Annotated in this window: 25 protein-coding genes; 7 read left to right on the top strand and 18 right to left on the bottom strand. The window is 45.8% G+C overall.

The features are described 5' to 3' along the window. Position 1: 1 nt before the first annotated feature. The 5 genes from phaR to ICN33_RS09295 form a co-directional block, all read right to left on the bottom strand. Positions 2-562 (bottom strand): polyhydroxyalkanoate synthesis repressor PhaR, encoded by a 561-nt coding sequence (gene phaR / locus ICN33_RS09315; protein ID WP_216196308.1) that lies wholly within the window; start codon positions 560-562, stop codon positions 2-4. Positions 563-680: 118 nt separating this feature from the next. Then, positions 681-1421: a 3-ketoacyl-ACP reductase gene (locus tag ICN33_RS09310; RefSeq protein ID WP_216196307.1), complete on the bottom strand. Its 741-nt coding sequence runs from the start codon at positions 1419-1421 to the stop codon at positions 681-683. A 32-nt stretch (positions 1422-1453) separates the two neighbouring features. Continuing rightward, a complete protein-coding gene (gene phaC / locus ICN33_RS09305; RefSeq protein ID WP_216196306.1) occupies positions 1454-3088 on the bottom strand; it encodes a class I poly(R)-hydroxyalkanoic acid synthase in 1635 nt (544 codons plus the stop codon). 110 nt (positions 3089-3198) lie between these two features. After that, positions 3199-3966, bottom strand: a complete 768-nt coding sequence (gene pgeF / locus ICN33_RS09300; RefSeq protein WP_216196305.1) for a peptidoglycan editing factor PgeF — start codon at positions 3964-3966, stop codon at positions 3199-3201. Beyond that, positions 3963-5003, bottom strand: a complete 1041-nt coding sequence (locus ICN33_RS09295; RefSeq protein WP_216196304.1) for an RluA family pseudouridine synthase — start codon at positions 5001-5003, stop codon at positions 3963-3965. The genes pgeF and ICN33_RS09295 overlap by 4 nt, the downstream gene beginning before the upstream one ends. 20 nt (positions 5004-5023) lie before the next feature. Here ICN33_RS09295 and ICN33_RS09290 point away from each other — a divergent pair, with 20 nt between their 5' ends. Beyond that, the gene (locus tag ICN33_RS09290; RefSeq protein WP_216196623.1) at positions 5024-5911 is read left to right on the top strand and encodes an outer membrane protein assembly factor BamD; all 888 of its coding nucleotides are present in this window, start codon (positions 5024-5026) and stop codon (positions 5909-5911) included. A gap of 51 nt (positions 5912-5962) precedes the next feature. Here the strand turns inward: ICN33_RS09290 and alr are convergent, their stop codons facing one another. Continuing rightward, positions 5963-7054, bottom strand: coding sequence for an alanine racemase (alr, locus tag ICN33_RS09285; protein WP_216196622.1), 1092 nt, complete (start codon positions 7052-7054; stop codon positions 5963-5965). Between the two features lie 74 nt (positions 7055-7128). Between alr and lplT the strand changes: the two genes are divergently transcribed. Then, positions 7129-8448 (top strand): lysophospholipid transporter LplT, encoded by a 1320-nt coding sequence (gene lplT, locus ICN33_RS09280; protein ID WP_216196303.1) that lies wholly within the window; start codon positions 7129-7131, stop codon positions 8446-8448. A gap of 42 nt (positions 8449-8490) precedes the next feature. On the opposite strand, the gene ICN33_RS09275 is transcribed toward lplT, so the two are convergent. Genes ICN33_RS09275 through scpA form a run of 8 tightly spaced genes read right to left on the bottom strand, consistent with a single transcriptional unit; the run spans position 8491 to position 17583 of the window. Next, positions 8491-9015: a DNA polymerase III subunit psi gene (locus ICN33_RS09275; RefSeq protein ID WP_216196302.1), complete on the bottom strand. Its 525-nt coding sequence runs from the start codon at positions 9013-9015 to the stop codon at positions 8491-8493. Beyond that, entirely contained in the window at positions 9012-9542 is a 531-nt protein-coding gene (gene rimI / locus ICN33_RS09270; protein ID WP_216196301.1) for a ribosomal protein S18-alanine N-acetyltransferase, read from the bottom strand. Before rimI ends, ICN33_RS09275 begins: the two co-directional genes overlap by 4 nt. Continuing rightward, the gene (gene tsaB / locus ICN33_RS09265) at positions 9542-10246 is read right to left on the bottom strand and encodes a tRNA (adenosine(37)-N6)-threonylcarbamoyltransferase complex dimerization subunit type 1 TsaB (protein ID WP_370623241.1); all 705 of its coding nucleotides are present in this window, start codon (positions 10244-10246) and stop codon (positions 9542-9544) included. The genes rimI and tsaB overlap by 1 nt, the downstream gene beginning before the upstream one ends. A 45-nt stretch (positions 10247-10291) precedes the next feature. Further along, positions 10292-10759 (bottom strand): VOC family protein, encoded by a 468-nt coding sequence (locus ICN33_RS09260; protein ID WP_215324577.1) that lies wholly within the window; start codon positions 10757-10759, stop codon positions 10292-10294. A gap of 14 nt (positions 10760-10773) precedes the next feature. Continuing rightward, positions 10774-12798 (bottom strand): acetyl-CoA carboxylase biotin carboxylase subunit, encoded by a 2025-nt coding sequence (gene accC, locus ICN33_RS09255; RefSeq protein WP_216196620.1) that lies wholly within the window; start codon positions 12796-12798, stop codon positions 10774-10776. 27 nt (positions 12799-12825) lie between these two features. Continuing rightward, positions 12826-14358 (bottom strand): acyl-CoA carboxylase subunit beta, encoded by a 1533-nt coding sequence (locus tag ICN33_RS09250; protein ID WP_072582555.1) that lies wholly within the window; start codon positions 14356-14358, stop codon positions 12826-12828. A gap of 10 nt (positions 14359-14368) precedes the next feature. Beyond that, positions 14369-15394 (bottom strand): methylmalonyl Co-A mutase-associated GTPase MeaB, encoded by a 1026-nt coding sequence (meaB, locus tag ICN33_RS09245; RefSeq protein ID WP_216196300.1) that lies wholly within the window; start codon positions 15392-15394, stop codon positions 14369-14371. A gap of 14 nt (positions 15395-15408) precedes the next feature. Next, the gene (scpA, locus tag ICN33_RS09240; protein WP_216196299.1) at positions 15409-17583 is read right to left on the bottom strand and encodes a methylmalonyl-CoA mutase; all 2175 of its coding nucleotides are present in this window, start codon (positions 17581-17583) and stop codon (positions 15409-15411) included. 94 nt (positions 17584-17677) lie between these two features. Here scpA and ICN33_RS09235 point away from each other — a divergent pair, with 94 nt between their 5' ends. Then, on the top strand, positions 17678-18316 hold the full coding sequence (locus tag ICN33_RS09235; protein ID WP_216196298.1) for a GntR family transcriptional regulator: 639 nt from the start codon (positions 17678-17680) through the stop codon (positions 18314-18316). A gap of 79 nt (positions 18317-18395) precedes the next feature. On the opposite strand, the gene ICN33_RS09230 is transcribed toward ICN33_RS09235, so the two are convergent. After that, positions 18396-18749 (bottom strand): c-type cytochrome, encoded by a 354-nt coding sequence (locus tag ICN33_RS09230; RefSeq protein WP_216196297.1) that lies wholly within the window; start codon positions 18747-18749, stop codon positions 18396-18398. Between the two features lie 31 nt (positions 18750-18780). Continuing rightward, a complete protein-coding gene (locus ICN33_RS09225) occupies positions 18781-19146 on the bottom strand; it encodes a cytochrome c (protein WP_216196296.1) in 366 nt (121 codons plus the stop codon). A gap of 162 nt (positions 19147-19308) precedes the next feature. On the opposite strand from ICN33_RS09225, the gene ICN33_RS09220 reads away from it, so the two are divergent. Genes ICN33_RS09220 through ICN33_RS09210 form a run of 3 tightly spaced genes read left to right on the top strand, consistent with a single transcriptional unit; the run spans position 19309 to position 21884 of the window. Next, positions 19309-20178: a MoxR family ATPase gene (locus tag ICN33_RS09220; RefSeq protein ID WP_216196619.1), complete on the top strand. Its 870-nt coding sequence runs from the start codon at positions 19309-19311 to the stop codon at positions 20176-20178. A gap of 32 nt (positions 20179-20210) precedes the next feature. Next, the gene (locus tag ICN33_RS09215) at positions 20211-21386 is read left to right on the top strand and encodes a VWA domain-containing protein (RefSeq protein ID WP_216196295.1); all 1176 of its coding nucleotides are present in this window, start codon (positions 20211-20213) and stop codon (positions 21384-21386) included. Positions 21387-21425: 39 nt separating this feature from the next. After that, a complete protein-coding gene (locus ICN33_RS09210) occupies positions 21426-21884 on the top strand; it encodes a RidA family protein (RefSeq protein WP_216196294.1) in 459 nt (152 codons plus the stop codon). 15 nt (positions 21885-21899) lie between these two features. Here ICN33_RS09210 and ICN33_RS09205 read toward each other — a convergent pair whose 3' ends face one another. Beyond that, on the bottom strand, positions 21900-22559 hold the full coding sequence (locus tag ICN33_RS09205; protein ID WP_216196293.1) for an NTP transferase domain-containing protein: 660 nt from the start codon (positions 22557-22559) through the stop codon (positions 21900-21902). Positions 22560-22623: 64 nt separating this feature from the next. Here ICN33_RS09205 and ICN33_RS09200 point away from each other — a divergent pair, with 64 nt between their 5' ends. After that, positions 22624-23583 carry an XdhC family protein gene (locus ICN33_RS09200; RefSeq protein WP_216196292.1) on the top strand — a complete coding sequence of 320 codons (960 nt, stop codon included), beginning with the start codon at positions 22624-22626 and terminating at the stop codon, positions 23581-23583. A 16-nt stretch (positions 23584-23599) separates the two neighbouring features. Here the strand turns inward: ICN33_RS09200 and parC are convergent, their stop codons facing one another. Continuing rightward, a complete protein-coding gene (gene parC / locus ICN33_RS09195) occupies positions 23600-25975 on the bottom strand; it encodes a DNA topoisomerase IV subunit A (RefSeq protein WP_255530841.1) in 2376 nt (791 codons plus the stop codon). Positions 25976-26039: the final 64 nt, after the last annotated feature.

Below are 26039 nucleotides of genomic sequence, written 5' to 3'. Positions count from 1 at the left end.
ACTATTCTTTTTCAGTTTTGTTGGGCTGAGGTGAGAATGGAAAGTTTCCAAAGATATTTTGCGAGCCTTGTACTTGCTCTTGCATTTTGATAAAAAGATCTTTGCTTTGTTCCATGTAATTACCCATCAAGCCTTGCATGAGGGGATTTTGCAGATTCATCATCTGTGACCAAGCTTCTGGAGTACTGCCCGCACCAAGTCCTTTGGTTTGATCTCCAAGCTTGTTGTGAATATCCACAAAAGATTGCATTGTCTTTTCAAGATAGTTGCCCATCAAGCCTTGCATGGAGTTTCCATAGAAGCGAATGATTTGCGAAAGCATTTGAGTGGAGAACACTGGCGCGCCACCAGCCTCTTCTTCAAGAATAATTTGCAGCAAGATGTTGCGCGTTAAATCTTCATCCGTTTTAGCGTCAACAACCTTGAATACTTCACTCGCCATGACTAAGCTCTTAATGTCAGACAAAGTGACATAGGTGCTTGTCTGCGTATCGTATAGACGACGATTTGGGTACTTCTTGATGAGCCGATCTTCGCCAGCTCGTTTAGCGCGGGTAACCATTTATTTTCCTTACTCTTTACTGCATCGCAACATCAGCGTAGTTTAGCCTTTGTTTGACCAAAAGGTAAATACGCTGTGTTGCCTACTGCAAGGACTGCATAATTGCTGCAGTGCAATATTAACCAGTGTGAATACCACCGTTCAATGAGAAGTCTGCACCAGTAGCATAGCCACCATCTTCAGAAGCAATCCAGCAGCAGATTGAAGCAATCTCATCCGGCGTACCTAAACGCTTGACTGGAATGCCAGAAACAATCTTTTCAAGAACATCTTCGCGAATGGCTTTAACCATATCGGTACCGATATAACCAGGAGAAACTGTATTTACAGTAACGCCCTTGGTAGCTACTTCTTGCGCTAGAGCCATGGTGAAGCCATGCAATCCAGCCTTAGCTGTGGAATAGTTTGCTTGGCCAAATTGACCTTTTTGTCCATTCACAGAGGAAATGTTAATTACACGACCCCAATTGTTTTCAACCATGCCATCAATCACCTGTTTAGTAACGTTAAACAAGGAGTTCAAGTTGGTATCAATCACTGCTTTCCAGGCATCCGGTGTCATTTTGCGGAAAACGCTGTCACGGGTGATGCCAGCATTGTTAACCAAGACATCGACACGACCAACTTCAGCCTTAACCTTTTCAAAGGCGGCAACAGTGCTATCCCAGTCAGATACATTACCTTCAGAAGCAATAAAGTCATAGCCCAAAACTTTTTGCTCGCCAATCCAACGGTCCTTACGCGGTGAATTTGGGCCACAGCCGGCAATCACCAAAAAACCATCTTTAGCTAAACGCTGACAAATAGCGGTACCAATACCACCCATACCACCAGTTACATATGCGACTTTTTGAGACATTACTTTCCCCTTTTAAAAACCTTCGTTAATTGTTATTTGATTTCTGCCGCAGCTTTTTCTTTTACATACACGCCCGGTGCAGCTTCCATTTTTTTGTACTTGGCATTACCAAAAGTAGTGCTTGCAGGCTTCCGTTCACCACCAAATTTCTCGAGCCATTTGGTGTAATCAGGCCACCAACTTCCTGGTATTTGTTTTGCACCATCTAGCCACTCTTGAGCCGTTGCTGCAATCTTGCTATTTTCAAAGTAATAACGTTTATTTTTAGCAGGTGGATTGATCACACCCGCAATATGTCCTGATGCTCCAAGAACAAAACGGTTTTTGCCTTTAAGAAGATGGGTTGATTCATAAGCAGACCGCCAAGGAACAATATGGTCCTCTTGTGAGGCATACAAATATGCAGGGCATTTGATTTTTCCTAGGTCAATCTTCTCACCGCAAATTTTGACTTTGCCAGGCTTCACCAAGTCATTTTGCAAATAGGTGTGACGCAAATACCAACAGTACATTGCACCCGGTAAATTGGTCGAGTCGCCATTCCAATACAACAGATCAAATGGCGGTGGTGAATTCCCTTTGAGGTAGTTCTCGACTACGTAGTTCCAGACTAAGTCATTGGGGCGTAGGAAAGAAAAGGTGTTACCTAAATCTAACCCAGACATCATGCCAAACTTGCCGCCCTTACCGCCAATAGAGTTCTCACGCATCTCAACCATGCCTTCATCAATAAAGACATCAAGAATGCCGGTGTTGGTGAAATCCAATAAGGTAGTGAAAAGAGTCAAGCTTGCGGCTGGGTGCTCGTCTCGAGCTGCCAAAACTGCCAATGCAGAAGTTGTCAACGTACCGCCAACACAAAATCCTAAGATATTAATTTGCTTGGTGTCGCCGATTTCTTTAACAACCTCAATTGCTTTGATTACGCCCTTGCCAACATAATCATCCCAACTGACTTGAGCCATAGAAGCGTCTGGGTTTTTCCAAGACACCAAGAAAACGGTGTGACCTTGACTTACCATATGGCGCACCACCGAGTTATCGGGTTGCAAATCCAGAATGTAATATTTATTAATGCAAGGTGGCACCATCAAATAAGGGCGCTCAAACACTTGCTCAGTTAATGGTGTGTATTGAATTAATTCAAACAACTCATTACGAAACACCACATGACCTTCTGTGGTGGCGATATTTTTACCCACCTCAAATGCAGACTCATCTGTTTGTGAGACCTTGCCTTTTTTCATATCCCCCAACAAATTGACAATTCCCTTTTGGATAGATTGTCCTTGTGAGCTAATAATGCTTTCTAATACTTCTGGATTGGTAGCAATAAAGTTCGATGGCGAAAGCGCATCGATCATTTGCTCGGTTGTAAATAGAATTTTTTGCCTAGACTTTTCATCCGTCTCAACTGCTTTTGCTAACTCCATTAAATGCTTAGAATTTAGCAAATAGGTAGCAGCAATAACTTTGCTCCAGGATGAGTGCCACGCCTTACCTGAAAAACGACGATCTTTCACTTCAATCGCCTCAGGATTGGTTGCGATGTGAGCTAGCTCTGTGAAATATTCTTTTTGAATTTCAGATAAACGCTCTGGCGGAATTAACGCCATATGGTGCGGCGCCAAGGATGGCGTTGCACCGGTATTCATGCCTGCAAACATAGTAGTCTCTTCAATTAGTTAGAGACATTCTCCGCCCTTAAGCGCTATAGAGTTATACGCAATAACCCTAGCTTGGTGCAAAGGCTAGTAATAACCCGTACGCTTTATCGCTAAACTTTTTTGGCAATCCAAATTGCAGAAGCAAATCTACCAGTCTGGCCATCGCGACGATAAGAAAAGAACTGCTCTTGGTCTCGAACGGTGCAAAATTGCCCGCCATAAATCATCGTCACACCACAAGCCTCCAGGCGCGCCCTTGCTAATTGGTATATATCTGCCAAGAACTTTCCAGGCTTATTGTGAATAGCTTTAAATGCGTTCATGGGCAGCGCTAAGCCAGCGTCTTTAAATGACTTAACAACATCTTCTCCGACCTCAAATGACTCTGGACCAATTGCTGGTCCTAACCAAGCCAACAAATCGGCTGGATTTTGATCGTTCGAAATGTTTAAGAGCTCGGCAACAGTATTTTCTAGAACACCGGCGCAAAGCCCTCTCCATCCAGCATGTGCAACGCCTATTACGGTCCCAGTGGAATTTGCAAACAAAACTGGCAAGCAATCGGCAGTCATGATGACCAATACTTCTCCCGGAATATTGGTCACTGAAGCATCTGCTTCAATCGGCCCTTCTAGGCTTGATTGACGGCTGTGTGGCGTGCTGACTCTAGTGCTATGGGTTTGTTTTAGCCAAATAGGTTCTGCTGGTAAACCTTTGACAAAGATGGCTCTATTTCGTAAAACATCAGCAGGCTGATCGCCTACGTGATCAGCCAGATTCAAAGAATCAAATGGCGCCTGACTGACGCCACCCGCACGAGTGCTCACCAAAGCATGAACTGATATTGGAGCCGGCCATTGAGGAGCAATAAAGCTCATGGGCGCAACTCGTTTTCAATTGAGGCCAATACTACCGACTCCTTAGGAAGAACTTCATCATTCATTCCGAGTTGCGGCAATAAATCGAGTAAGTCTTGGGGTGGCAAACGAAACCAAGTCATCAACTCATTTTTGACGGGGTGTTGAAGACTCAACGCGAAGGCGTGCAAGGCCTGGCGATTAAATAAAAGATTTTTAGCGGCGCCTGGTGCTTTTTTGCGATACACCGGGTCACCAACCAAAGGAAAGCCAAGCGACTCTAGGTGAACTCGAATTTGATGGGTGCGACCAGTCTCAAGGCGGCACTCCAAGAGGGCTACAGCTGACTCCCCAACCAACCCCTTTGCCAAGCGTCGGTACAAAGTAGCGGCAGGCTTACCCTGTGGACTACCGGCTGCCATTTTGAGACGATCTCGTTGATCGCGACCGACTGACGCCAAAACCTTGCCTTGACTTGGGGCGTCGCCCCATACCCAGGCTAAATATCGGCGTCCCACAGTTCTTTCTTGAAGTTGGCGCACCAATGAAGTTTGAGCCTGAGATGTTCTGGCAACCACCATCAGTCCCGACGTATCTTTGTCTAGACGGTGCACAATTCCTGCCCTAGGAAGCAGCTTTAGCTCGGGATAATGAAATAAGAGCCCATTTAAGAGGGTTCCAGACCAATTGCCAGCGGCAGGATGAACCACCAGGCCAGGAGGCTTATTGACGACAATAATGGCGTCATCCTCATAAACCACATCCAAAGGGATGTCTTCTGGACTGAAGGCAAATTGTTCCGGCATTTCTTGTGGGAACACCTTGACGCTCTCGCCGCCATGCAGCAAATAACGAGCTTTGGTCACTTTTCCGTCCACCATCACCGCCCCAGCCTCAACCCAAGCCTTCAGGCGATTACGCGAATAATCAGGCAAAGACCCTGCTAGTACCTTGTCCAAGCGCTCTCCCGCCATCTCCAAAGGGATATCTAGGGAGATGAAATCCTCATCATCGATATAATCAATGGGATTCGATTCAGGAGTTTGCGGCAATGCCACGCTTAGAGAGCCTTTCAGTTATGTCCGACGTAATATCAGACGCCAGTTTAAGGCTTGCTGGGAATTCTTCCTCACAAAAAAAGACATCCCATTTTTATAGCAATCTCATTGCCCTGCTTTTTGCCCTTATTACTGCATTAATGCTTTTAGGTGGATGCGCAGGTAGTGAGGGTACCAAGGATGACACCGATATTTGGTCTGAGGCGAAACTTTACTCGGAGGCCACCGACAAACTCAACGATGCTGATTTTGCTAAATGCGGAAAATATTTTGAGAAATTAGAAGCGCGCTTTCCTTTTGGCCCTTACTCTCAACAAGCTCAAATTAATGCCGCCTATTGCTATTGGAAAGCCCAAGAGCAAGCACAAGCTCTAGTTGCGATTGATCGCTTTATCAAATTACATCAAGGCAGCCCTAGCCTAGATTACGCCTACTATTTAAAAGGCTTAATAACTTTTAATGATGATTTAGGATGGCTTGGAAAGTTCACAGGCCAAGATCTGAGTGAGCGTGACCCTAAGGCGGCTAAAGAAGCATTTGAATCTTTTAAGATTGTTGTGGAGCGCTTCCCGGATAGTAAATACGAGCCCGATGCCCTGGACCGTATGCGTTATATCGTGAACTCTCTTGCAGAGGCTGATGTCATCGTTGCGCGCTTTTACTATCAGCGTGGCGCCTATTTAGCTGCAGCCAACCGCGCGCAACTCGTTATCCGTGACTATGACCGCGCACCAGCAGTTGAAGAGGCGCTTTACATCCTCACAAAGTCTTATGAAAAAATGGGCATGGTTCAGCTAAGCAATGACACTGCCCGCGTTTTTAAGCTGAACTTCCCTGATAGCCAAATGATGACGACAGGCCAACGTGTGCAAAAAGAACGCAAATGGTGGCAGTTCTGGAATAAGTAATCTAATTTAATCTTGTGTCTCATTAAAAAATCCTCCAGTGCGGAGGATTTTTTATTTGATGGTTACTGGCACCCTAGGTGCTACAGCGCAGAGCAATTCATAGCCAATCGTATCGCTCATTTGTGCCACATCATCCACGGGCACTTTATCGCCCCATAGCTGAACAACACTACCAATTTTTGCATTTGGAGCATTACGCAAATCAATCGCCAGCATGTCCATCGAAACTCTGCCTACCAATGGGCAAATAATGCCACGCTCACCAGAAGCCACCCAAACTGGCGTGCCATCTTTTGCGTGACGCGGGTAGCCATCAGCATAGCCACAGGCAACAATGCCGATCCGCATAGCATCAGGCGCCTCATAGCGTCCTCCATAACCTATACGATCGCCCTTTTGAAGGTCCTGAATATCAATAATTTCACTATGAAGCTGCATCACTGCTTGAAGATTGGCATGCTTGATATCGGCATGCAATCCAGTTGGTGATGCCCCATACAACATGATTCCAGGACGTACCCAATCCCCTAAAGCATTACGGTGCCACAAAATAGCAGCCGAGTTCGCCAAGGAGGTGGAGCCCTCTAAACCTGCGATGGTTTCATTAAATATTTCTTGTTGCCCACCAACAGAAGGTAATTGGTCGACTTGATCGGCATTTGCAAAATGGGTCATGTGGTGCATCTGATAGCCAGCAGCATGCAGACGATGAAACGCAGTTCGATAAGCATCAGGCTTAAAACCCAAGCGGTTCATCCCAGTGTTCATTTTTAGAAAAACATTAAAACGTTTATGGTTTTTTGCTTTGAAGCGTTCAAGCCACTCAACTTGCGCGTCGCAGTGGGCCACTAGGTCACAAGCTAACTCTTCTGCACGAGCTAGCTCATTTTCATGAAAAAACCCTTCTAAAAGTAGGATTCGACCTTCCCAGCCATGCTCACGCAACCAGGCTGCATCCTGAATATCCAGCAAGGCAAAACCATCGGTAGAGGCCAATCCCTTCAGGGCAGCATCAAAGCAATGACCATAAGCCCGAGCTTTAATGACAGACCAAATCTTAGACTCTGGTGCCAATTCACGAACTCGGTTTAAATTATGCTGAAAGGCAGCTGTATGAATAGATGCCAAAATTGGTCTATTAATCAGGCCGTTAGCTGATTCACCCATATTCACCCCTCCTTTCATGTTTTAATTGCATTAATGACTAGATTGTACGAATGAACCGTAGCTTTTACATCATTATGGCGGCGCAATTTTTTTCGTCGCTTGCTGATAATGCACTCCTAATTGCGGCTATCGCCCTCTTGGCCCAGCTCCACGCGCCGGCCTGGATGACGCCATTGCTCAAATTGTTCTTTGTATTGTCCTATGTTCTCTTGGCAGCCTTTGTTGGAGCTTTCGCAGACTCCCGCCCCAAGGGAAATGTGATGTTTATCACCAATACAGTTAAGTTCATTGGTTGCGTGGTGATGCTATTTGGTAGTCACCCACTCATGTCTTATGCCATTGTTGGCCTAGGAGCCGCCGCTTACTCCCCTGCTAAGTACGGCATCCTCACTGAATTACTTCCCCCTGAAAAATTAGTTGCCGCCAACGGCTGGATCGAAGGCCTTACTGTGGGCTCTATTATTTTGGGCACAGTTTTAGGCGGTGTCCTCATTAGCAACACGGTATCCCAAAGCCTGTTAGCTTTTGACATGCCAGCTTTCGATACAGGTATTGATACCCCCGCAGAATCAGCCATTCTGATCATCATGATGATTTACGTGGTTGCTGCACTGATTAACTTAAAGATACCAGATACCGGAGCCCGTTACGTCTCTCAGAAAACCAATCCGATTGAGTTGGTAAAAGATTTTGCCATTTGCTTCAAGACACTTTGGAATGACCGCCTTGGTCAAATTTCCTTAGCGGTTACTACTTTGTTCTGGGGTGCTGGTGCAACCCTGCAATTTATAGTGATTAAGTGGGCGCAAGTGGCTCTTCATATGAATCTCTCGCAAGGCGCAATTCTTCAAGCGATATCTGCTGTGGGCGTAGCTGGTGGCGCAATGTACGCTGCTTGGCGAATTCCCCTACGCAAGTCTTTAAACGTCCTTCCCTACGGCATTGCAATGGGTCTAGTTGTTTGTGTCTTGGCTGTCTATAACTCAGACATGCTTCCCGATACGAGCATTTTCTCCATTGGAAAATTACAGGTCACCCTGAACTTATTACCTGCTTATTTCTTATTAATTTTAGTAGGTTGGCTAGCAGGTTATTTTGTTGTTCCGATGAATGCCTTATTGCAGCATCGCGGCCATGTACTGATGTCTGCAGGTCACTCTATTGCAGTACAGAACTTTAACGAAAACATTTCTGTCTTGATGATGTTGCTGATCTATTCGCTGCTGATCTGGTTAGATATTCCTATCCAAATAGTCATTATTGGATTTGGCGTCACTGTGAGCCTCATCATGTGGCTAGTTATTAAACGTCACGCTAGAAATCAAGCGGAGTACGACTCCATGCACTTGATTGGTGAGCACAAGCATTAAGCTCGGTCACCATTTCATCATCACTTAGTCAAAACTGAGTGATCAACTATTTTGCAGTACAGATCTAGCGAGTAATAAGTCCTGCCATAGCAAAGCCTTTTCTTTAGGCTTAGTGAGGACTTGATTTAATTCAAAAGAAGCAATCACCGGAATTTCTTCGTCATTTCCAGTCTTCAGAGCTAACACCGTTTCACGCAATTGTGGCAGTGGATCTCTTTCTCCAGTAATCTTCTGGGCTACCGATCCCCCAAAAGCAACCACTACCACTGGCGACTCGGGGCTGGATAATTGACTTAAATTATCCGAGGCACTTTTCCAGGACCATTCATTTCTGGCTAAGCCCAAAACACGGATGATATTTTGGAACAAAATTTGAGCATCGCCCTGCGGCTCATTACCGAAAAACCACCAGGATCCATATGAGGAGCGCTGTGCCGAGTCAGCGTCCGAGGCAACATTTTGGATGCTTGCAGCCACAGCGACTTCAGCAAGGGGCTTCACAGCATCCCGTGAGGTCCATTCGGTAATACCCATTTCTTTCAAGAAGGTTGAATGATTATTGGTCATAACTCTAGCTTAATCGATTTAGCCATCACCAGCGCATCCTCTCGAGAACCGGTCTCTGGACTAGCGGGATAGTAATTCTTGCGCACCCCAATTTGCTCGTAAGCTAATTTTTGATAAAGCGCCAAAGCGGCGGCATTGGTTGGTCTAACTTCTAAAATGATGCGCGGCATTTTTTGTTGAGTGGCAACGCCTTCGATTGCAGCCATCATTCTTTTGCCCAAGCCAAGTTTGCGCAAAAGAGGCGAAACCGTAATATTGAGCAGGTGCAATTCATCGACAGCAGGAAATAAAATGCAATAAGCCCACAGGATTGTTGGATCCAAATAAGATCCCTTCACCACCTGTTCAACTTGAGGCCGAATGCAATATGCCCAATGTCCAGCAGCTAAAGAGTCAGAAAAGTTACCCTTAGTCCAGGGATGAATATGCGAGACGGATTCAATCTTCAAGACCTCATCAAGATCTGCAACTTGCATCGGCAAGAATGAGAGCTCCGCTTCGCCTTCAACTGCTAAATGTTCGGACATTACTTAAAGGCCTCTTTGCGCTCAGCAGTAGTTAATGCCACCTTATTACGGACATACAGAGGTTCAAGTTGGCGAACATCATGTTGCTTCCCTTGCGCAAACAATTGTTTGGCGCAATCGAAGATTCCTAATGCGGATACCGCAATGTCCGCATCTAAGACGCCCTTAAAGCCCGGTAAACGTTCGCCATAAGCGCTAATGGCGCTGCCAGCCAAGAACTCCATGCCCTCAAGATCAATATCTTCAGGCCTAGTGAGTTGTATGTCGCCAATGCGCTGAGGTAGCCGATCAAGTTGAGTTTCATATTGAGCCCAATAGACCTCTTCCATGCGCGCATCAATAGCAATACAAAATCGTTGCGGGTTAGATTTTTTAAAGTTCCTTGTGCCAACCAATTGAGCCGCTATTGCATCCAAGCTACTGACAGAGATAACTGGGAGATTATGTGAAATGGCTAGACCTTGAACTGCCGCTACACCCAACCTCACACCCGTAAATGCGCCTGGCCCAATGCCTACGGCAATAGCATCAAGGTCTTTTAAAGCAATATTTGCTGTGCTTAACATTGACTCAATCCATGGCAATAGTAGCTGGCTAGCGCCAGCTGAGACCGCTTCATGTCTGAGCTCTGGTGCTTGATCACCTAAAGATAAAGCCACCGAACACCAGGCAGAGGAGGTGTCGATGGCCAGTAGATTTGCCACATTAAGCCTTATTTGCTTACTAATTTATTGAATTGATAAGCCAAATTATGAACTTAATCCCGCGATGACTTCGGGAGGAGCTTGAACCAGCTCAATTAAGACCCCTTCTCCACTAATTGGAAACTCATCATTTCCCTTGGGGTGAACGAACGTGATGTCATAGCCGGCAGCGCCCTTACGGATGCCCCCAGGGGCAAAACGCAGACCATTTGCGGAAAGCCATTCAACCGCCTTTGGCAAATCATCTACCCACAAACCTATATGGTTAAGCGGTGTTTGATGAACGGCTGGCTTCTTTTCAATATCAAAGGGCTGCATGAGATCAACTTCAATCTCATGCGCACCAGAACCAATGGCACAGATATCTTCATCAACATTTTCACGTTCAGAGACAAAAGTACTTTTGTATTCAAATCCCAGCATATCAACCCATAACTTCTTGAGTCGATCTTTATTTTCACCGCCAATGGCAATTTGCTGAATACCTAAAATTTTGAATGGCTTAGCGCTCATCGTCATCAACCCTATTATTCGAAGCGAATGATCAATTGATCAACCGCTAAGCTATCGCCCTCTTTGGCACAAATCTCAGCAACTACACCGTCTTGCATAGCAGACAGGGTATTTTCCATTTTCATCGCTTCAATCGAGGCCAATTTTTGTCCAGCGGTAACCGCTTCACCAACTTTAACGGCTATCTTGGTTAAGAGACCAGGCATCGGAGACATAACCAATTTAGAAGTATCCGGTGGTAACTTCACGGGCATACGACGCTGAAGCTCTGCTCCCAATGGGCTCAGAACCATACACTCGTAATGTACGCCGTCAAGAATCAAGACATATCTCACGCCACGGCGCTCAACTTGTGCGGTGATCTTATGAGTACCGTTAATGGTGGCATGCAGACAAATTTGTCCTGGTCGCCAATTGCTGACAATGTCATAGCGGCTTACACCATCTGCCTCGTCGATGTAGACAGAATAAATACCATCCTTGAGTTCAACGCGAATAGGTACTTCATACGGGTCATCCATTGAGCCTGATTTTTTGCCAGTAACTACGACAAACTTCTTACCGATGATCATTTCATGACCAGCTAATTGGCCATCAATCATTTGAATATGCTCAAGGTAGCGATAACGCATAAATGCAGCTAATGCAGCCAATCGCTTCGGATCCGCAGGCTGCACAGAATCCTTTTTGAAGCCCTCTGGATACTCTTCAGCAATAAAGCCCGTTGTGAAATCGCCATTCACAAATCGTGGGTGCTGCAATAAGGCAGCTTGAAATGGGATATTGGAATGAATTCCACGAATCACAAAATCATTTAATGCTGCACGCATTTTTTCAATGGCTTCCGTACGATCCCTGCCGTGCACAATTAACTTAGCAATCATCGAGTCGTAATACATCGGGATCTCGCCGCCCTCATACACACCAGTATCAACGCGGACTCCGTTAACTGCCTCTGGTGGACGGTACTTCACTAACCGGCCGGTTGAAGGCAGGAAGTTGCGGAATGGATCATCGGCATTAATACGGCACTCCATTGACCAACCATCCAATTTCACATCTTCTTGTTTAAATGCCAATTTCTCACCAGCGGCAACACGAATCATTTGCTCGACTAAGTCAAGACCAGTAATGCTTTCTGTTACTGGATGCTCTACTTGCAAGCGGGTATTCATTTCCAAGAAGTAGAAAGACTTATCTTTACCAACAACAAATTCAACCGTACCCGCAGACTGATAGTTCACAGCCTTTGCCAACGCAACCGCTTGTTCGCCCATGGCTTTACGAGTTGTGGGATCGATAAATGGTGATGGCGCTTCTTCGATCACCTTTTGGTGGCGACGCTGAATTGAGCAATCGCGCTCGTTTAGATAAACCACGTTGCCATGAGAGTCGCCCAATACCTGAATCTCAATGTGACGCGGGCCTTCTACGAACTTCTCAATAAAGATACGATCATCGCCAAAACTATTCATCGCCTCAGTTTTGCAGGCTGCAAAGCCTTCGGCAGCTTCTTTATCGTTGAAGGCAACGCGTAAGCCCTTACCGCCGCCGCCCGCAGAAGCTTTAATCATGACGGGATAGCCAATACCTTGAGCAATCTTGACCGCTTCTTCAGTGGTATCAATTGCTTCGTTGTAGCCAGGTATGGTATTTACTTTTGCTTCTAGGGCAAGCTTCTTGGAGGCAATCTTGTCGCCCATTGCCGCAATAGATTGATGCTTAGGGCCAATAAAGACAATGCCCTCTTCCTCACAGCGCTTAGCGAATTGCTCGTTTTCAGATAGGAAGCCATAGCCTGGGTGCACCGCCTCTGCACCAGTGTCTTTACAAGCTTGAATGATCCGATCCATCACCAGATAGGATTCACGCGATGGTGCGGGGCCAATACAAACTGCCTCATCAGCAAGCTGCACGTGGCGAGCCTCTTTATCTGCCTCAGAATAAACAGCAACAGTCTTGATGCCCATTTTTTTAGCGGTCATCATCACGCGGCATGCAATTTCACCGCGGTTAGCAATCAATATTTTCTTAAACATTTTCGTAGTCATTATTTGTCAGCGCCTTTACAGAGGAATATTGCCGTGTTTACGCGCAGGATTCTTCAAGTCTTTATCTTTGAGCATTGCTAGGGAACGGGCAATACGCTTGCGGGTTTCATGTGGAAGAATGACGTCATCAATATAGCCGCGACGACCGGCTACAAATGGGTTAGCGAACTTAGACTTGTATTCGGCTTCACGTGCAGTAATTTTTTCTGGATCCGATTTCTCTTCACGGAAAATAATTTCTACAGCTCCTTTAGGTCCCATCACGGCAATTTCTGCTGAAGGCCAAGCAAAGTTAACGTCACCACGCAAATGTTTAGAAGCCATCACGTCATAGGCGCCACCATAGGCCTTGCGGGTAATCAAAGTCACTTTCGGTACAGTGCAATCAGCATAGGCATACAGTAATTTCGCGCCATGCTTAATGATTCCGCCGTACTCTTGGGCCGTACCAGGCATAAAACCAGGTACGTCAACTAAAGTCACTACAGGAATATTGAAGGCATCACAAAAGCGCACGAAACGAGCAGCTTTAATGGAGGCCTTGATATCTAAGCAACCAGCTAGGATCAATGGTTGATTGGCAACAATACCGATGGAACGGCCTTCGATACGAGCAAAGCCAATCACAATATTTTTTGCGTAGTCCGGTTGCAATTCAAAGAACTCACCATCATCCACAATCTTCTCAATCAACTCTTTCATGTCATAAGGTTGATTTGGATTGGATGGGACCAGGGTATCCAAAGAGAAGTCCGGCTCTTCAGTGCGATTGGCACCTTTGATCAAAGGTGGTTTTTCGCGGTTTGATAGTGGCAAGTAGTTAAAGAAGCGACGCAACATCATGATGGCGTCAACATCGTTATCAAATGCTAAATCACAAACACCAGAAACTGTTGAATGGGTTACTGCGCCACCCAATTCTTCAGCAGTCACATCTTCATGAGTAACGGTCTTGACTACTTCAGGACCAGTCACGAACATGTACGAGCTGTCTTTAACCATAAAGATGAAATCCGTCAAAGCGGGAGAGTACACAGCACCACCAGCTGAAGGACCCATGATCAGGGAGATTTGGGGAATCACGCCAGAAGCAGTCACATTGCGCTGGAAGATTTCTGCATAGCCGCCAAGTGAGGCAACACCTTCTTGAATACGTGCACCACCAGAGTCATTCAAACCGATCACGGGAGCACCAACTTTAAGAGCCTGATCCATGATCTTGCAAATCTTTTCAGCATGAGCTTCAGATAAGGAGCCGCCCAATACTGTGAAATCCTGTGAGAACACAAATACCAAACGGCCGTTAATCATTCCATAACCAGTAACCACGCCATCACCAGGAACAGTCTGATCGGCCATGCCAAAGTCATGACAACGATGCTCAACAAACATATCCCATTCTTCGAAGGTGCCGGCATCTAGCAAGAGCTCAATACGCTCACGGGCCGTTAGCTTGCCCTTGGCATGTTGAGCCTGAATGCGTTTTTGCCCGCCACCCAAACGGGCAAGCTCACGCTTGGCTTCCAGTTGTTGAATGATTTCCTTCATTTCCTGCTCCTTAGAAAAATTCATGCCCCATGGCCTCTAGTAGTCGTCTTGCCGCTACTGAAGCTGCCATAGTTCCTTGGTTTACTTGTGCGCTCAAACTTGGTAGAAGCTCTTGCACTGCCACATTGCTACGAAATGCGTTTTTTAATCCTGCATCGATGCGGTCCCACATCCATGCGCCTGCTTGTTCTTTGCGACGAGAGTCAAACTTTCCATTCGCTTTTTGAAGACGCTCAAAATGTGTAACCTTATCCCACAACTCTGGAACGCCTTTGCCCTCTAGGGCGCTCAAGGTCATTACCTGTGGATGCCATAACTCCTTGTCATGTGATGCGTGATCAGGGTTGCCCTGAAAGCCCAAAAGACGTAATGAGCTAGTGATAAATAGCTGAGCGCGCATGGCGGCATCAGGATCGATATCTACTTTATTAATCACAATGAAATCGGCAATTTCCATTACGCCTTTTTTAATGGCTTGTAGATCATCACCTGCATTGGGCAGTTGCAATAACAAGAACATGTCTGTCATACCAGCAACAGCGATTTCACTCTGCCCTACGCCGACCGTCTCCACAATAATGATGTCAAAGCCTGCGGCTTCTGCAACCAACATAGCTTCACGAGTCTTCTCAGCAACACCGCCTAAAGTACAAGACGATGGACTGGGGCGAATGAAGGCATTCTCGAGAACAGATAAGCGCTCCATGCGAGTCTTATCACCCAAAATTGAACCGCCAGAGATGCTTGAAGAGGGATCAATCGCCAATACAGCAACTCGATGACCTTTTTCGATTAGATAAAGACCCAAAGATTCAATCAAGGTTGATTTACCCACTCCAGGAACCCCTGAAATGCCAAGCCGAAATGATTTACCTGTTTTAGGCAATAAAGAATTCAATACGTCATCAGCACGATGACGATGATCAAGGCGAGTTGATTCAAGCAAAGTAATGATCTTTGCCAACGCGCGTCGCTGTTTTAGCGAAGGCGCATCGGTGAGATCATTTACCAGCGCCTGATCAGCGGCTTCTAGCATGCCTGTGATCCGTATTAAGCGGGTTTAACTGACTTGCGAATTTGCTCAAGCACATCCTTAGCCGAAGCCGGAATCGGAGTACCTGGACCATAAATACCTTTTACACCAGCCTCGTAAAGGAACTCATAGTCTTGCCTTGGAATCACGCCGCCAACAAACACGATGATGTCGTCTGAACCCTGCTTCTTCAACTCAGCGATGATGGCTGGCACTAATGTCTTGTGACCAGCCGCCAATGTAGAAACACCCAATGCATGGACGTCATTCTCAATCGCTTGACGAGCACACTCTTCCGGCGTTTGGAACAATGGTCCGATATCAACGTCAAAGCCTAAGTCGGCATAAGCAGTCGCAACTACTTTCGCACCACGGTCGTGGCCATCTTGGCCTAGCTTGGCAATCATCACACGTGGACGACGTCCAAAGTCTTTTGCAAAGTCAGCAATTTCTGTTTGGAGTTTTGCCCAACCTTCGGCTGAGTCATAAGCAGCTGCATACACACCGGTCACCTTTTGAGTATCGGCGCGATGGCGCCCGTAAACTTTTTCTAATGCATCAGAAACTTCACCTACTGTTGCACGTAAACGAATTGCGTTAACTGCTAACTCCAACAGGTTTCCAGAGTTATCTTCAGCAGCTTTCGTTAACGCCTCTAACGCAGCTTGAACTTTTTGAGTGTCTCGTTTTGCCTTGATCTCTTTCAGTCGAGCAACCTGACCCTCACGAACTTTATCGTTGTCGATCATTAATACGTCAACCAGATCCTCTTTGCCCAGTTTGTATTTATTCACGCCAACAATCACATCAGAACCTGAGTCAATCTTGGCCTGCTTTTCAGCAGCCGCGGCTTCAATTTTGAGCTTAGCCCAGCCGCTCTCAACCGCTTTAGTCATACCACCCATTGCTTCTACTTCTTGAATGATTTCCCAAGCCTTGTCAGCCATCTCTTGAGTAAGGTTCTCCATCATGTAGGAACCTGCCCATGGATCAATTACGCTCGGAATGTGTGTTTCTTCTTGCAAAATCAACTGGGTGTTACGCGCAATACGGCTTGAGAACTCAGAAGGCAAAGCAATCGCTTCATCTAAAGAGTTGGTATGTAAGGACTGTGTGCCCCCAAATACAGCCGCCATAGCCTCTACCGTTGTTCTCACTACGTTGTTGTAGGGATCTTGCTCAGTCAAAGACCAGCCTGATGTTTGGCAATGCGTCCGCAACATCAATGACTTTGGATTCTTTGGCTCAAAGGATTTCATAATGCGCCACCACAACAGACGAGCGGCACGCAATTTAGCAACCTCAAGATAGAAGTTCATCCCAATGGCGAAGAAGAAAGATAGCCGTCCAGCGAAGCCGTCAACATCTAGCCCCTTAGCAAGCGCAGTCCTCACATACTCTCGGCCGTCAGCCAAAGTGAATGCCAATTCCAAAACCTGATTAGCGCCCGCTTCTTGCATGTGATAACCCGAAATTGAAATCGAGTTGAACTTGGGCATATGCTTTGCGGTGTATTCAATAATGTCACCAATGATTCGCATCGAAGGCTCAGGTGGGTAAATATAGGTATTACGCACCATGAACTCTTTCAGAATATCGTTCTGAATAGTTCCGGATAGTTGCTCCTGCTTAACGCCTTGCTCTTCACCTGCAACAATGTATCCAGCCAAAACTGGCAATACTGCGCCATTCATTGTCATTGATACCGATACTTTGTCCAATGGAATGCCATCAAACAAGATCTTCATGTCTTCTACAGAATCAATTGCAACACCGGCCTTACCAACGTCACCTGTAACACGAGGATGATCTGAGTCGTAACCGCGATGAGTAGCTAAATCAAATGCAACGGAAACGCCTTGACCACCCGCATCCAATGCTTTGCGATAAAAGGCATTGGATTCTTCGGCAGTAGAAAAGCCAGCGTATTGACGAATAGTCCAAGGACGAACTGAATACATCGTCGCTTGTGGGCCCCGAACGAATGGCTCGAATCCCGGCAATGTATTTGTGTAATTAAGACCTTCGACATCTGACGAGGTATACAAAGCTTTTAAATGAATTCCATCTGGCGTTTTCCAGCCCAAGGAATCAACATCACCATTGGGTGCTGATTTTTGCGCCGACTTTTTCCAAGCCTCCAGATTGACTTCTGGAAATGAGGGCCACGAGTTGTTTTCTTTAGAACTCACAAAAACTCCTGATTAACTTTTGTTGCACTGCGTCGAAATGTCCTTACATTCTGCTTGACAATTATTCATTTGTCTACATAATGTATTCATAATTATGAATACAAAACTGAATAATAGGCCTCTGTACGAAGATGTTGCCGATCGACTTCGGGAGCAGATCTTTAACAAACAATTGGCGTCCGGAAGCTGGCTCGATGAACAATCGCTAGCAGATCAGTTTGGCATTAGCAGAACGCCAATGCGTGAAGCAATCAAGGTTTTAGCCTCAGAGGGCCTTGTAACCATCAAGATGCGTCGTGGCGCCTATGTAACTGAGGTTGCCAGGATAGATTTAGAGCAAATTTTCACTATCCTCTCACTTTTAGAGGGCCAGGCAGCCAAAGAAACAGCGCTTAAAGCGACGGAAGCTGAGTTAAATCTCCTGGACCACCTCCACCACCGCCTAGAAAAAGCAGCGGCTGATCGCGATCTTGAGCAATTTTTTGAGATAAATGGCAAATTTCATGAACTAATACAAGAAATTGCAGGAAATCGCTGGATGAATGGCGTAATAGCCGACCTGCGTAAAGTTCTTAAATTACATCGCAGAGACTCGCTAACTAGCACTGGTAGACTGCAAAACTCACTCGTTGAGCATCGGGAGATTCTCAGGTCGCTTTTGAAGCGTGATGAACAGGCTGCGGAATTGGCCATGCGCAATCACCTTGCCAGAGGTCTCGAGGCACTTCGTTAAATTGAAAGAAAGCTATAAAAAATAAAGGCTTAGAAGATTATTCTAAGCCTTTGTTGTATGTAGCCTAAGCTAGCGAGGTTTACTTTTTAATAACAAAGTTTCCTGGCAATGAAGCGACATAAGCTGAAATGTCATGCAAATCAGCATCGGTAAAGTTGAGAACTTGTGATCCCATGATTGCATTGTTACGGCCAAACTGAGGGTTTCCGTTACCCACTTTATATGCCTTTAATGCGTAATAAACATATTCGGAGTATTGGCCAGCCAACTTTGGATAGGCAGGCAAGATTGGAGCGTTTAGTCCTGCACCATGACAGGAAGCGCAATTAGCCTTCTCTACCAATGCTTGACCTTTTTCTACGTTGGCAGCATTTGCTACGTTTACCAAACCAATGCTTGAGAGCAAAACTGCTGTAATGAGGGCGAATTTCATAAAAGTATCTCTATGTATCTTTATCAATGAATCACTTCAATGGGTTGTTAGGTGTGCTGGCAGTTTGCGCAGCATAGTATTCGCCAATATCAGCCATATCTTGGTCAGACAAACTGGCAGCAATAGAGCGCATTGTTGGATGCTTTCTTTCGCCCTTTTTGTAAGCTGCTAAGGCGCTTGCAATGTAGGGGCCATTTTGACCGCCCAACATAGGTACTTTATATACAAAAGGATAGTCAGCACGGTAATCCGGGATGGAGTGGCAGCCAACGCAAAGCCAAACCTTGGCGTTACCAGCAGCAGCGTTACCTTTTACTTCATCGGCTTGGGCAACAGAGCCAGCAAAAGCTAAAGTTGCGGCAACAGCCAAATGAGGAAGAATTGAGAGTTTTTTCATAGAAATCAGTATTAATGAGTTTGATTTAGATCAATTTGGAGAGAGTATAGCGGACAGACGCCCTTCTCGCCATTTCAGAGGCCAAAATCAGTAGAAACACTGAAAAATTTGCCTCATTTACCTATACTGGAACGCTTAACTCAGGCCTATTTAGATAACACGATGAACAAACCCAGCACTTCACACCAAAACCGCTTTGACGGCAGCCAAAGCTACGTTGCCACGGAAGATCTCAAGTTAGCAGTCAATGCGGCCATTGCGCTCCAACGCCCTCTCTTAATTAAGGGTGAGCCAGGCACTGGCAAAACAATGCTTGCCGAAGAAGTGGCTGCTGCACTCAATATGCCGCTTCTGCAGTGGCATATCAAGTCCACCACTAAAGCGCAACAGGGTCTTTATGAATATGACGCTGTAAGCCGATTACGTGACTCACAACTAGGTGATGAGAAAGTAAACGATATTCGGAACTACATTGTTAAGGGTGTTCTTTGGCAAGCCTTTGAGGCAGACGAGCCTACGGTATTGCTCATTGATGAAATTGATAAAGCAGATATTGAATTTCCGAATGACTTGTTGCGTGAGATTGATCGTATGGAGTTTTACGTCTATGAAACTCGCGAATTAATTAAGGCCAAACATCGTCCACTCGTCATCATCACCTCGAATAATGAAAAAGAATTGCCTGATGCATTCTTACGACGCTGCTTTTTTCATTACATCACCTTTCCCGATGCAAATACGATGCAAAGCATCGTGGATGTACATCACCCCAATATCAAGCAGGATCTTCTGGATGCAGCCCTCAAGGCCTTCTATCAAATTCGCTCCTTACCGGGCCTTAAAAAGAAGCCTAGTACTTCGGAATTGATTGACTGGCTCAAGCTCCTATTAGCCGAAGATATTCCCCCTGAGGCGCTCTACAGTAATGACGAAAAAATTGTGGTTCCACCCTTGCACGGCGCACTAATTAAGAACGAACAAGATATTCACCTGTTTGAGCGTTTAGTCATGATGAATCGCAATCATCGCTAATCCACAGTCACACATTAGCGACAAGTATTTTCATGTTGATTCAATTTTTTCTTAATCTGAAAGAGGCCAAGGTGCCTGTTTCGGTGCGGGAGTTTTTAACTCTCTTGGAGGCTTTAAAAGCAGGAGTGATTAATCCATCGATTGATGAGTTTTATCAACTCTCGCGCATGACTTTAGTTAAAGATGAGCAACATTTTGATCGCTTTGATCAAGTTTTTGGGGCTTACTTTAATGGGGTTGAGCAAATTATTGCTCTCTCACCAGATATCCCACTCGACTGGCTTGAGAAAAAACTACAGCGCGTTCTCACCGATGAAGAAAAGGCAGCGCTTAAAAAATTAGGCGGCCCAGATGCTTTAAAGAAACGCCTCGAAGAGCTTTTAAAAGAGCAAAAGGAGTGGCATGGTGGCGGCAATAAATGGATTGGTGCCGGAGGCTCGTCTCCATTTGGTCATGGCGGCTATCACCCCGAAGGCATTCGTATTGGCGGTGAAAGTGCAGGAAACCGAACGGCCATCAAAGTTTGGGAGGCTCGAGAATTTAAAGACTATGACAGCGATCTCGCTTTAGGCACTCGTAACATCAAAGTGGCATTACGACGCTTAAGACGCTTCGCACGTGAAGGCTCAACGCTTGAGCTTGATTTGGATAAGACGATTCATTCAACAGCAGCAAATGCTGGCATGCTCGATATTCAAATGCGGCCCGAACGCCATAACCAAGTCAAAGTGTTGCTTCTCATGGATGTCGGTGGCTCGATGGATGATCATATTCAGCGCATTGCTGAATTATTCTCTGCCGCCAAAGCAGAATTTAAACATTTAGAGCACTACTATTTTCACAACTGCGTATATGACAATCTATGGGAAAGTAATCGTCGTAGACGGGATCAAGTGACGCCAACTCAAGAAATCATCAATAAATATGGGGCTGACTACAAGCTGATTTTTGTTGGTGATGCCACCATGTCACCTTATGAAATTCTGAGTCCTAATGGCTCCGTTGAATACAACAATAAGGAAGCAGGTGCCGTTTGGATTAATCGCCTGATTGATCACTTCCCGCATTTTGCTTGGCTCAATCCAGAACCTGAATCCATTTGGCAATATCGTCAATCCATCGATATTATGCAAAATCTTATGAAAGATCGCATGTATCCAGTCACCCTAAATGGCCTTGAAAGCGCTATGCGTCAACTTTCCAAGTAAGATTCTCTATTCAATTTAATTCAATTACAGATAGTCAATATGAGCACAAAGATTAGCGAACGCCTTAAAACCCTCGGCATTGATTTACCCCCACCGGGACCCCCTGCTGCAGCCTATGTGATGGCAGCAACTACCGGTAACACTGTTTTTCTCTCAGGCCATATTGCTAAACGCGATGGCAAGCCTTGGGTTGGAAAGCTTGGCAAAGATATGGACACCGAAACTGGTAAAGCAGCCGCCCGCTCAATCGCAATGGATTTAATTTCCACGCTACAAAATCATCTAGGCTCTTTAGATAAGGTAAAGCGGATTGTTAAAGTCATGGGCTTGGTGAATTCCACCGATAGCTATACAGAACAACACTTAGTTGTGAATGGCTGCTCAGAGTTACTATTTGAAGTGTTTGGTGATGCCGGAAAACATGCCCGTAGTGCTTTTGGTGTTGCGCAAATTCCGCTGGGCGCTTGTGTTGAGATTGAATTAATCGCCGAGATATAAATTGCTTTATTGCGATTAAAGAGGATCCAAACCGAGTATCTGGATGTCGACTTGCGTATCGACATCCAATACATAGGCAGCATTATCAGTAGCAAAGATTCTAATCTGTTCGGGATGTTGATCCATATAGGCTCTGCATACCAAGCGAGGTATTCCTAAAATCTTTTGGATCACCTCTTTCGAAAACAGTACTGGGTTACCCCTTTGGCCATTCACAGTCGGCAAGACAATCTCCTGCTCCGCGCTTCTTTGTTTAAATTGCTCTAACAAAGATTCAATTTCTGATGCGCCTACATGAGGTTGATCGCATAAAGCAATCAATAAAACATCGTAATCACTCTTGAGAGACTCAAGCCCAAGTCGCACTGACGATGATTGTCCTGCCTCAGGTTTTGGATTTCTGACCCATGTGATCAGGTTTTGAATATCCTGAAAGTTCTTTTGGATAGATTGAATTTCAGATTCAACTTCATCGGCGTAAAAACCAGTAACAATCACAGTCTCTGTTGGACTCAGATCCTGCATTGAATGGATAAAACGTCTTAACAAGCTGCTGCCATCTTTTATTAGTAGCGCTTTGGGATAACCTCCCAAGCGACTTCCCTCACCTGCAGCCAATATTAAGACGGCAAGGCGCAATGCTGAGCTTTTGGAAGGTTCACTAGAAACAGTCATTAGAGTGATAATAAATAGTTATTAATAAAAGCATTCACAAAAGAACGTAAAAAGAAGAAAACGCATGAACAGCACCGATTTAAGCGTCCTCAAATCTGCCGTTGAATGGCTCCAATCGGGTCAATCCGTTGCTATTGCTACCGTTGTGCAGACCTGGGGCTCAGCACCACGTCCAGTGGGTTCCTGGCTCGCTATTCGGGCTGACGGGCAGGTGGCTGGATCCGTCTCAGGGGGTTGCGTTGAAGATGATCTGATACGCAGGGTACAGACTGAAATCCTCACACGCAACACTCCAGAAATGGTCGTTTATGGCGTGACTCAACAGGAGGCTGCGCGCTTTGGTTTACCTTGCGGCGGCACCTTACGTTTGCTAGTTGAGCCAAAACCTGAACTAGCAGTGTTAGAAAAGCTACTGGAGAATATTTCTACCCATCAAATCAGTCGTCGCACTATCAACCTAACAACCGGTAAATCCACTCTTAGTGCTGGTGATCGTAATGATGAATTTTCTTGTACTGAACAAGAAATGCAAACGACTTATGGGCCACGTTGGCGCATGGTGATTATTGGTGCTGGACAACTTTCCTTGTACACGGCCGATTTTGCATTAGCCTCAGACTTTGAAGTGATCGTCATCGATCCAAGAGAAGAATATGCCGAAGGATTAAACCGATCCGACATCACCTTTTCACAAGGAATGCCAGATGATGTTTTGCTGGAGATCGGCGTTGATTCTCATACTGCAGTTGTCGCCCTAACGCATGATCCCAAGCTTGATGACATGGCCTTGATGGAGGCCCTAAAGTCTCCCGCCTTTTATGTTGGCGCACTTGGTAGCCGCAAAAACACCCAGAAACGCAAGGAGCGCTTGCTAGAGTTTGATGTTAGCCAAGAACAGGTTGAAAAATTGCATGGCCCTGTTGGGCTTTATATTGGCGCCCTCACCCCACCAGAGATCGCTGTATCGATTCTGGCGGAAGTGATTGCTGTTAAATACGGTATTAGTGTTCCAAAGAAAACTTAACGATTAGTCTAGAAATTTAGTTCGCTGTTAACTTGCCATCTTTTAAGCGTGGCTCAACGAAATGACCTTTTCGTGCACGGTTACCCGCAAATGATTTCAAGGTTTTAGCATCCAAACTCAATTCGGTTGGTTTGCCAGCACGTCCAGCACCTGAATAAGTAGCCCCATCCGGACCAACCGCGATTGCAGATGCTAAGTGCTCTTTATCATCCAAGCCCATCAAAATGACACCCTTGCCGCCTGTTGGCAGACGCTTGAGCTCATCCAAGGGGAAAACCAATAGCTTGGAGGCTGCGGATAAGCAGGCAACCTGTTTCATGCCTACTTTAACCTTGGCCGCACCTAAAGGCGCATCACCAGGAACTTTGGCATCCATACTCAAGAATGATTTACCAGCCTTATTACGAGTAGTCATGTCGGCAACATTCGCCAAGAAACCATAGCCCGCTTTAGTAGAAAGCAATACCAAATCATCCGTCTGGCCAGCGTAATAAGCGACCATTTGTGAGCCAGAAGCCAAGTTCACAAAGCTAGTCAATGGTGAGCCATCACCACGGGCCCCAGGCAGCTCACTCACGGGAACGGTATACACACGACCGTCACTGCCAAAGCCTTGAATCACATCAATGGTTCTCACTTCAAAGGTGGCATACAAAGCATCGCCCGCCTTAAAGCCGAATTGCGTTGCATCGTGCTCATGACCTTGACGAACACGTACCCAACCTTTTTGGGAAACAATCACTGTGACCGGCTCGTCAATAACTTTGGTCTCAGCTACGGCGCGCTTATCTTCCTGAATCAGGGTGCGACGATCATCACCAAAATCCTTCATATCAGATTCAATTTCTTTGATGATGCGCTTGCGCAGCACAGTATCGTTTTGCAGCAAGCCTTCTAAATCATCACGCTCAGTCTTGAGCTCTTTGAGCTCTTGCTCAATCTTGATACCCTCTAAGCGAGCCAACTGACGCAAGCGAATATCTAAAATATCTTCCGCTTGGCGGTCGCTTAGCTTGAATTCTTTAATCAGATCTGCTTTAGGCTCATCGCTATTGCGAATGATCTTGATCACCTTATCAATATTGAGAAGAACAGTTAAGCGCCCTTCCAAGATATGCATGCGATCTTTGACTTTGCCTAAACGATGATGCGTTCTCCGTGTAACGGTGGCAACCCTAAACGCAACCCATTCAGATAGGATTTCTTTTAAGCCTTTTTGACGCGGGCGACCATCATTACCAATCATCACCAAATTCATTGGCGCATTGGACTCAAGTGAGGTGTGTGCCAACAGCAGATTGACAAACTCATTCACGTCGATATTTTTACTCTTAGGCTCAAATACCAAACGCACTGCAGCATCTTTACTGGATTCATCACGAACGCCATCAAGCACATTCAGAATGGTTGATTTCAGGTTGTTTTGCTCAGGCGTCAGCGTCTTTTTACCAACCTTGACCTTTGGATTGGTAATCTCTTCAATTTCTTGCAGTACGCGCTGAGAGGAAGTTGCTGGCGGCAATTCATTGACAACGATTTGCCATTGACCACGAGCCAATTCTTCAACAGACCAACGTGCGCGCACTTTGATGCTGCCACGCCCTGCTTCATAAATCTGCGCAATTTCTGCTGCAGAAGAAATAATTTGGCCGCCACCTGGATAGTCAGGGCCAGGCATGATTTCTAACAACTCTGAAGTACTCATCTTGGGAGACTTCATTAAGGCGACTGCAGCGGTAGCAACTTCACGTAAATTATGTGAAGGAATCTCGGTTGCCATACCTACCGCAATGCCAGATGCACCATTAAGCAAAACAAACGGTAAGCGAGCTGGCAATAATTTAGGCTCTTGGAATGAGCCGTCGTAGTTCGGCGCAAAATCGACCGTACCTTCATCAATCTCACTTAGAAGCAAGCTAGCAATCTTCGTTAAACGCGCTTCGGTATAACGCATTGCCGCCGCTCCATCGCCATCGCGTGAGCCGAAGTTTCCTTGACCATCAATTAATGGATAGCGCAAGGAGAAGCTTTGAGCCAAACGAACCAATGCATCGTAAGCAGATTGGTCACCATGCGGGTGGAATTTACCAAGTACATCACCAACCACACGAGCACTCTTCACTGGCTTAGCATCAGCACGCAGCCCCATTTCGCTCATGGAGAACAAAATGCGGCGCTGTACAGGCTTCTGCCCATCGGATACATCCGGGAGAGCGCGACCCTTCACTACGCTAATGGCGTAATCCAAATAGGCACGCTCTGCGTATACCGCCAGCGTTAGGCTATCTTTACCATCTTCATTCAGGTCAATTGTTTTTGGATCATGTGCATCCGATCCACCACCAGAAGAGGCAGTTACTGCAGGAGCCTCGTCAACTTCAACAATGTCCATTTCAATTGGATTGGAGAACAAGTCAGCCTGATCTTCTGGAGTATTTTTTCCAGGGGTCTTTTTC

Origin of the sequence: Polynucleobacter sp. UB-Tiil-W10 (genome assembly GCF_018881605.1) — a bacterium.
In the GTDB taxonomy this organism is placed as follows: domain Bacteria; phylum Pseudomonadota; class Gammaproteobacteria; order Burkholderiales; family Burkholderiaceae; genus Polynucleobacter.
This window is presented reverse-complemented; position numbering and strand designations above follow the sequence as displayed.

Excerpts from the sequence above, each read along its gene's own strand:
- phaR (WP_216196308.1), bottom strand. The coding sequence starts at position 562 with ATGGTTACCCGCGCTAAACGAGCTGGCGAAGATCGGCTCATCAAGAAG.
- ICN33_RS09310 (WP_216196307.1), bottom strand. The coding sequence starts at position 1,421 with ATGTCTCAAAAAGTCGCATATGTAACTGGTGGTATGGGTGGTATTGGT.
- phaC (WP_216196306.1), bottom strand. The coding sequence starts at position 3,088 with ATGTTTGCAGGCATGAATACCGGTGCAACGCCATCCTTGGCGCCGCAC.
- pgeF (WP_216196305.1), bottom strand. The coding sequence starts at position 3,966 with ATGAGCTTTATTGCTCCTCAATGGCCGGCTCCAATATCAGTTCATGCT.
- ICN33_RS09290 (WP_216196623.1), top strand. The coding sequence starts at position 5,024 with ATGTCCGACGTAATATCAGACGCCAGTTTAAGGCTTGCTGGGAATTCT.
- lplT (WP_216196303.1), top strand. The coding sequence starts at position 7,129 with ATGAACCGTAGCTTTTACATCATTATGGCGGCGCAATTTTTTTCGTCG.
- ICN33_RS09275 (WP_216196302.1), bottom strand. The coding sequence starts at position 9,015 with ATGACCAATAATCATTCAACCTTCTTGAAAGAAATGGGTATTACCGAA.
- rimI (WP_216196301.1), bottom strand. The coding sequence starts at position 9,542 with ATGTCCGAACATTTAGCAGTTGAAGGCGAAGCGGAGCTCTCATTCTTG.
- ICN33_RS09260 (WP_215324577.1), bottom strand. The coding sequence starts at position 10,759 with ATGAGCGCTAAGCCATTCAAAATTTTAGGTATTCAGCAAATTGCCATT.
- accC (WP_216196620.1), bottom strand. The coding sequence starts at position 12,798 with ATGTTTAAGAAAATATTGATTGCTAACCGCGGTGAAATTGCATGCCGC.
- ICN33_RS09250 (WP_072582555.1), bottom strand. The coding sequence starts at position 14,358 with ATGAAGGAAATCATTCAACAACTGGAAGCCAAGCGTGAGCTTGCCCGT.
- meaB (WP_216196300.1), bottom strand. The coding sequence starts at position 15,394 with ATGCTAGAAGCCGCTGATCAGGCGCTGGTAAATGATCTCACCGATGCG.
- ICN33_RS09235 (WP_216196298.1), top strand. The coding sequence starts at position 17,678 with ATGAATACAAAACTGAATAATAGGCCTCTGTACGAAGATGTTGCCGAT.
- ICN33_RS09230 (WP_216196297.1), bottom strand. The coding sequence starts at position 18,749 with ATGAAATTCGCCCTCATTACAGCAGTTTTGCTCTCAAGCATTGGTTTG.
- ICN33_RS09225 (WP_216196296.1), bottom strand. The coding sequence starts at position 19,146 with ATGAAAAAACTCTCAATTCTTCCTCATTTGGCTGTTGCCGCAACTTTA.
- ICN33_RS09220 (WP_216196619.1), top strand. The coding sequence starts at position 19,309 with ATGAACAAACCCAGCACTTCACACCAAAACCGCTTTGACGGCAGCCAA.
- ICN33_RS09215 (WP_216196295.1), top strand. The coding sequence starts at position 20,211 with ATGTTGATTCAATTTTTTCTTAATCTGAAAGAGGCCAAGGTGCCTGTT.
- ICN33_RS09210 (WP_216196294.1), top strand. The coding sequence starts at position 21,426 with ATGAGCACAAAGATTAGCGAACGCCTTAAAACCCTCGGCATTGATTTA.
- ICN33_RS09205 (WP_216196293.1), bottom strand. The coding sequence starts at position 22,559 with ATGACTGTTTCTAGTGAACCTTCCAAAAGCTCAGCATTGCGCCTTGCC.
- ICN33_RS09200 (WP_216196292.1), top strand. The coding sequence starts at position 22,624 with ATGAACAGCACCGATTTAAGCGTCCTCAAATCTGCCGTTGAATGGCTC.
- parC (WP_255530841.1), bottom strand. The coding sequence starts at position 25,975 with ATGGACATTGTTGAAGTTGACGAGGCTCCTGCAGTAACTGCCTCTTCT.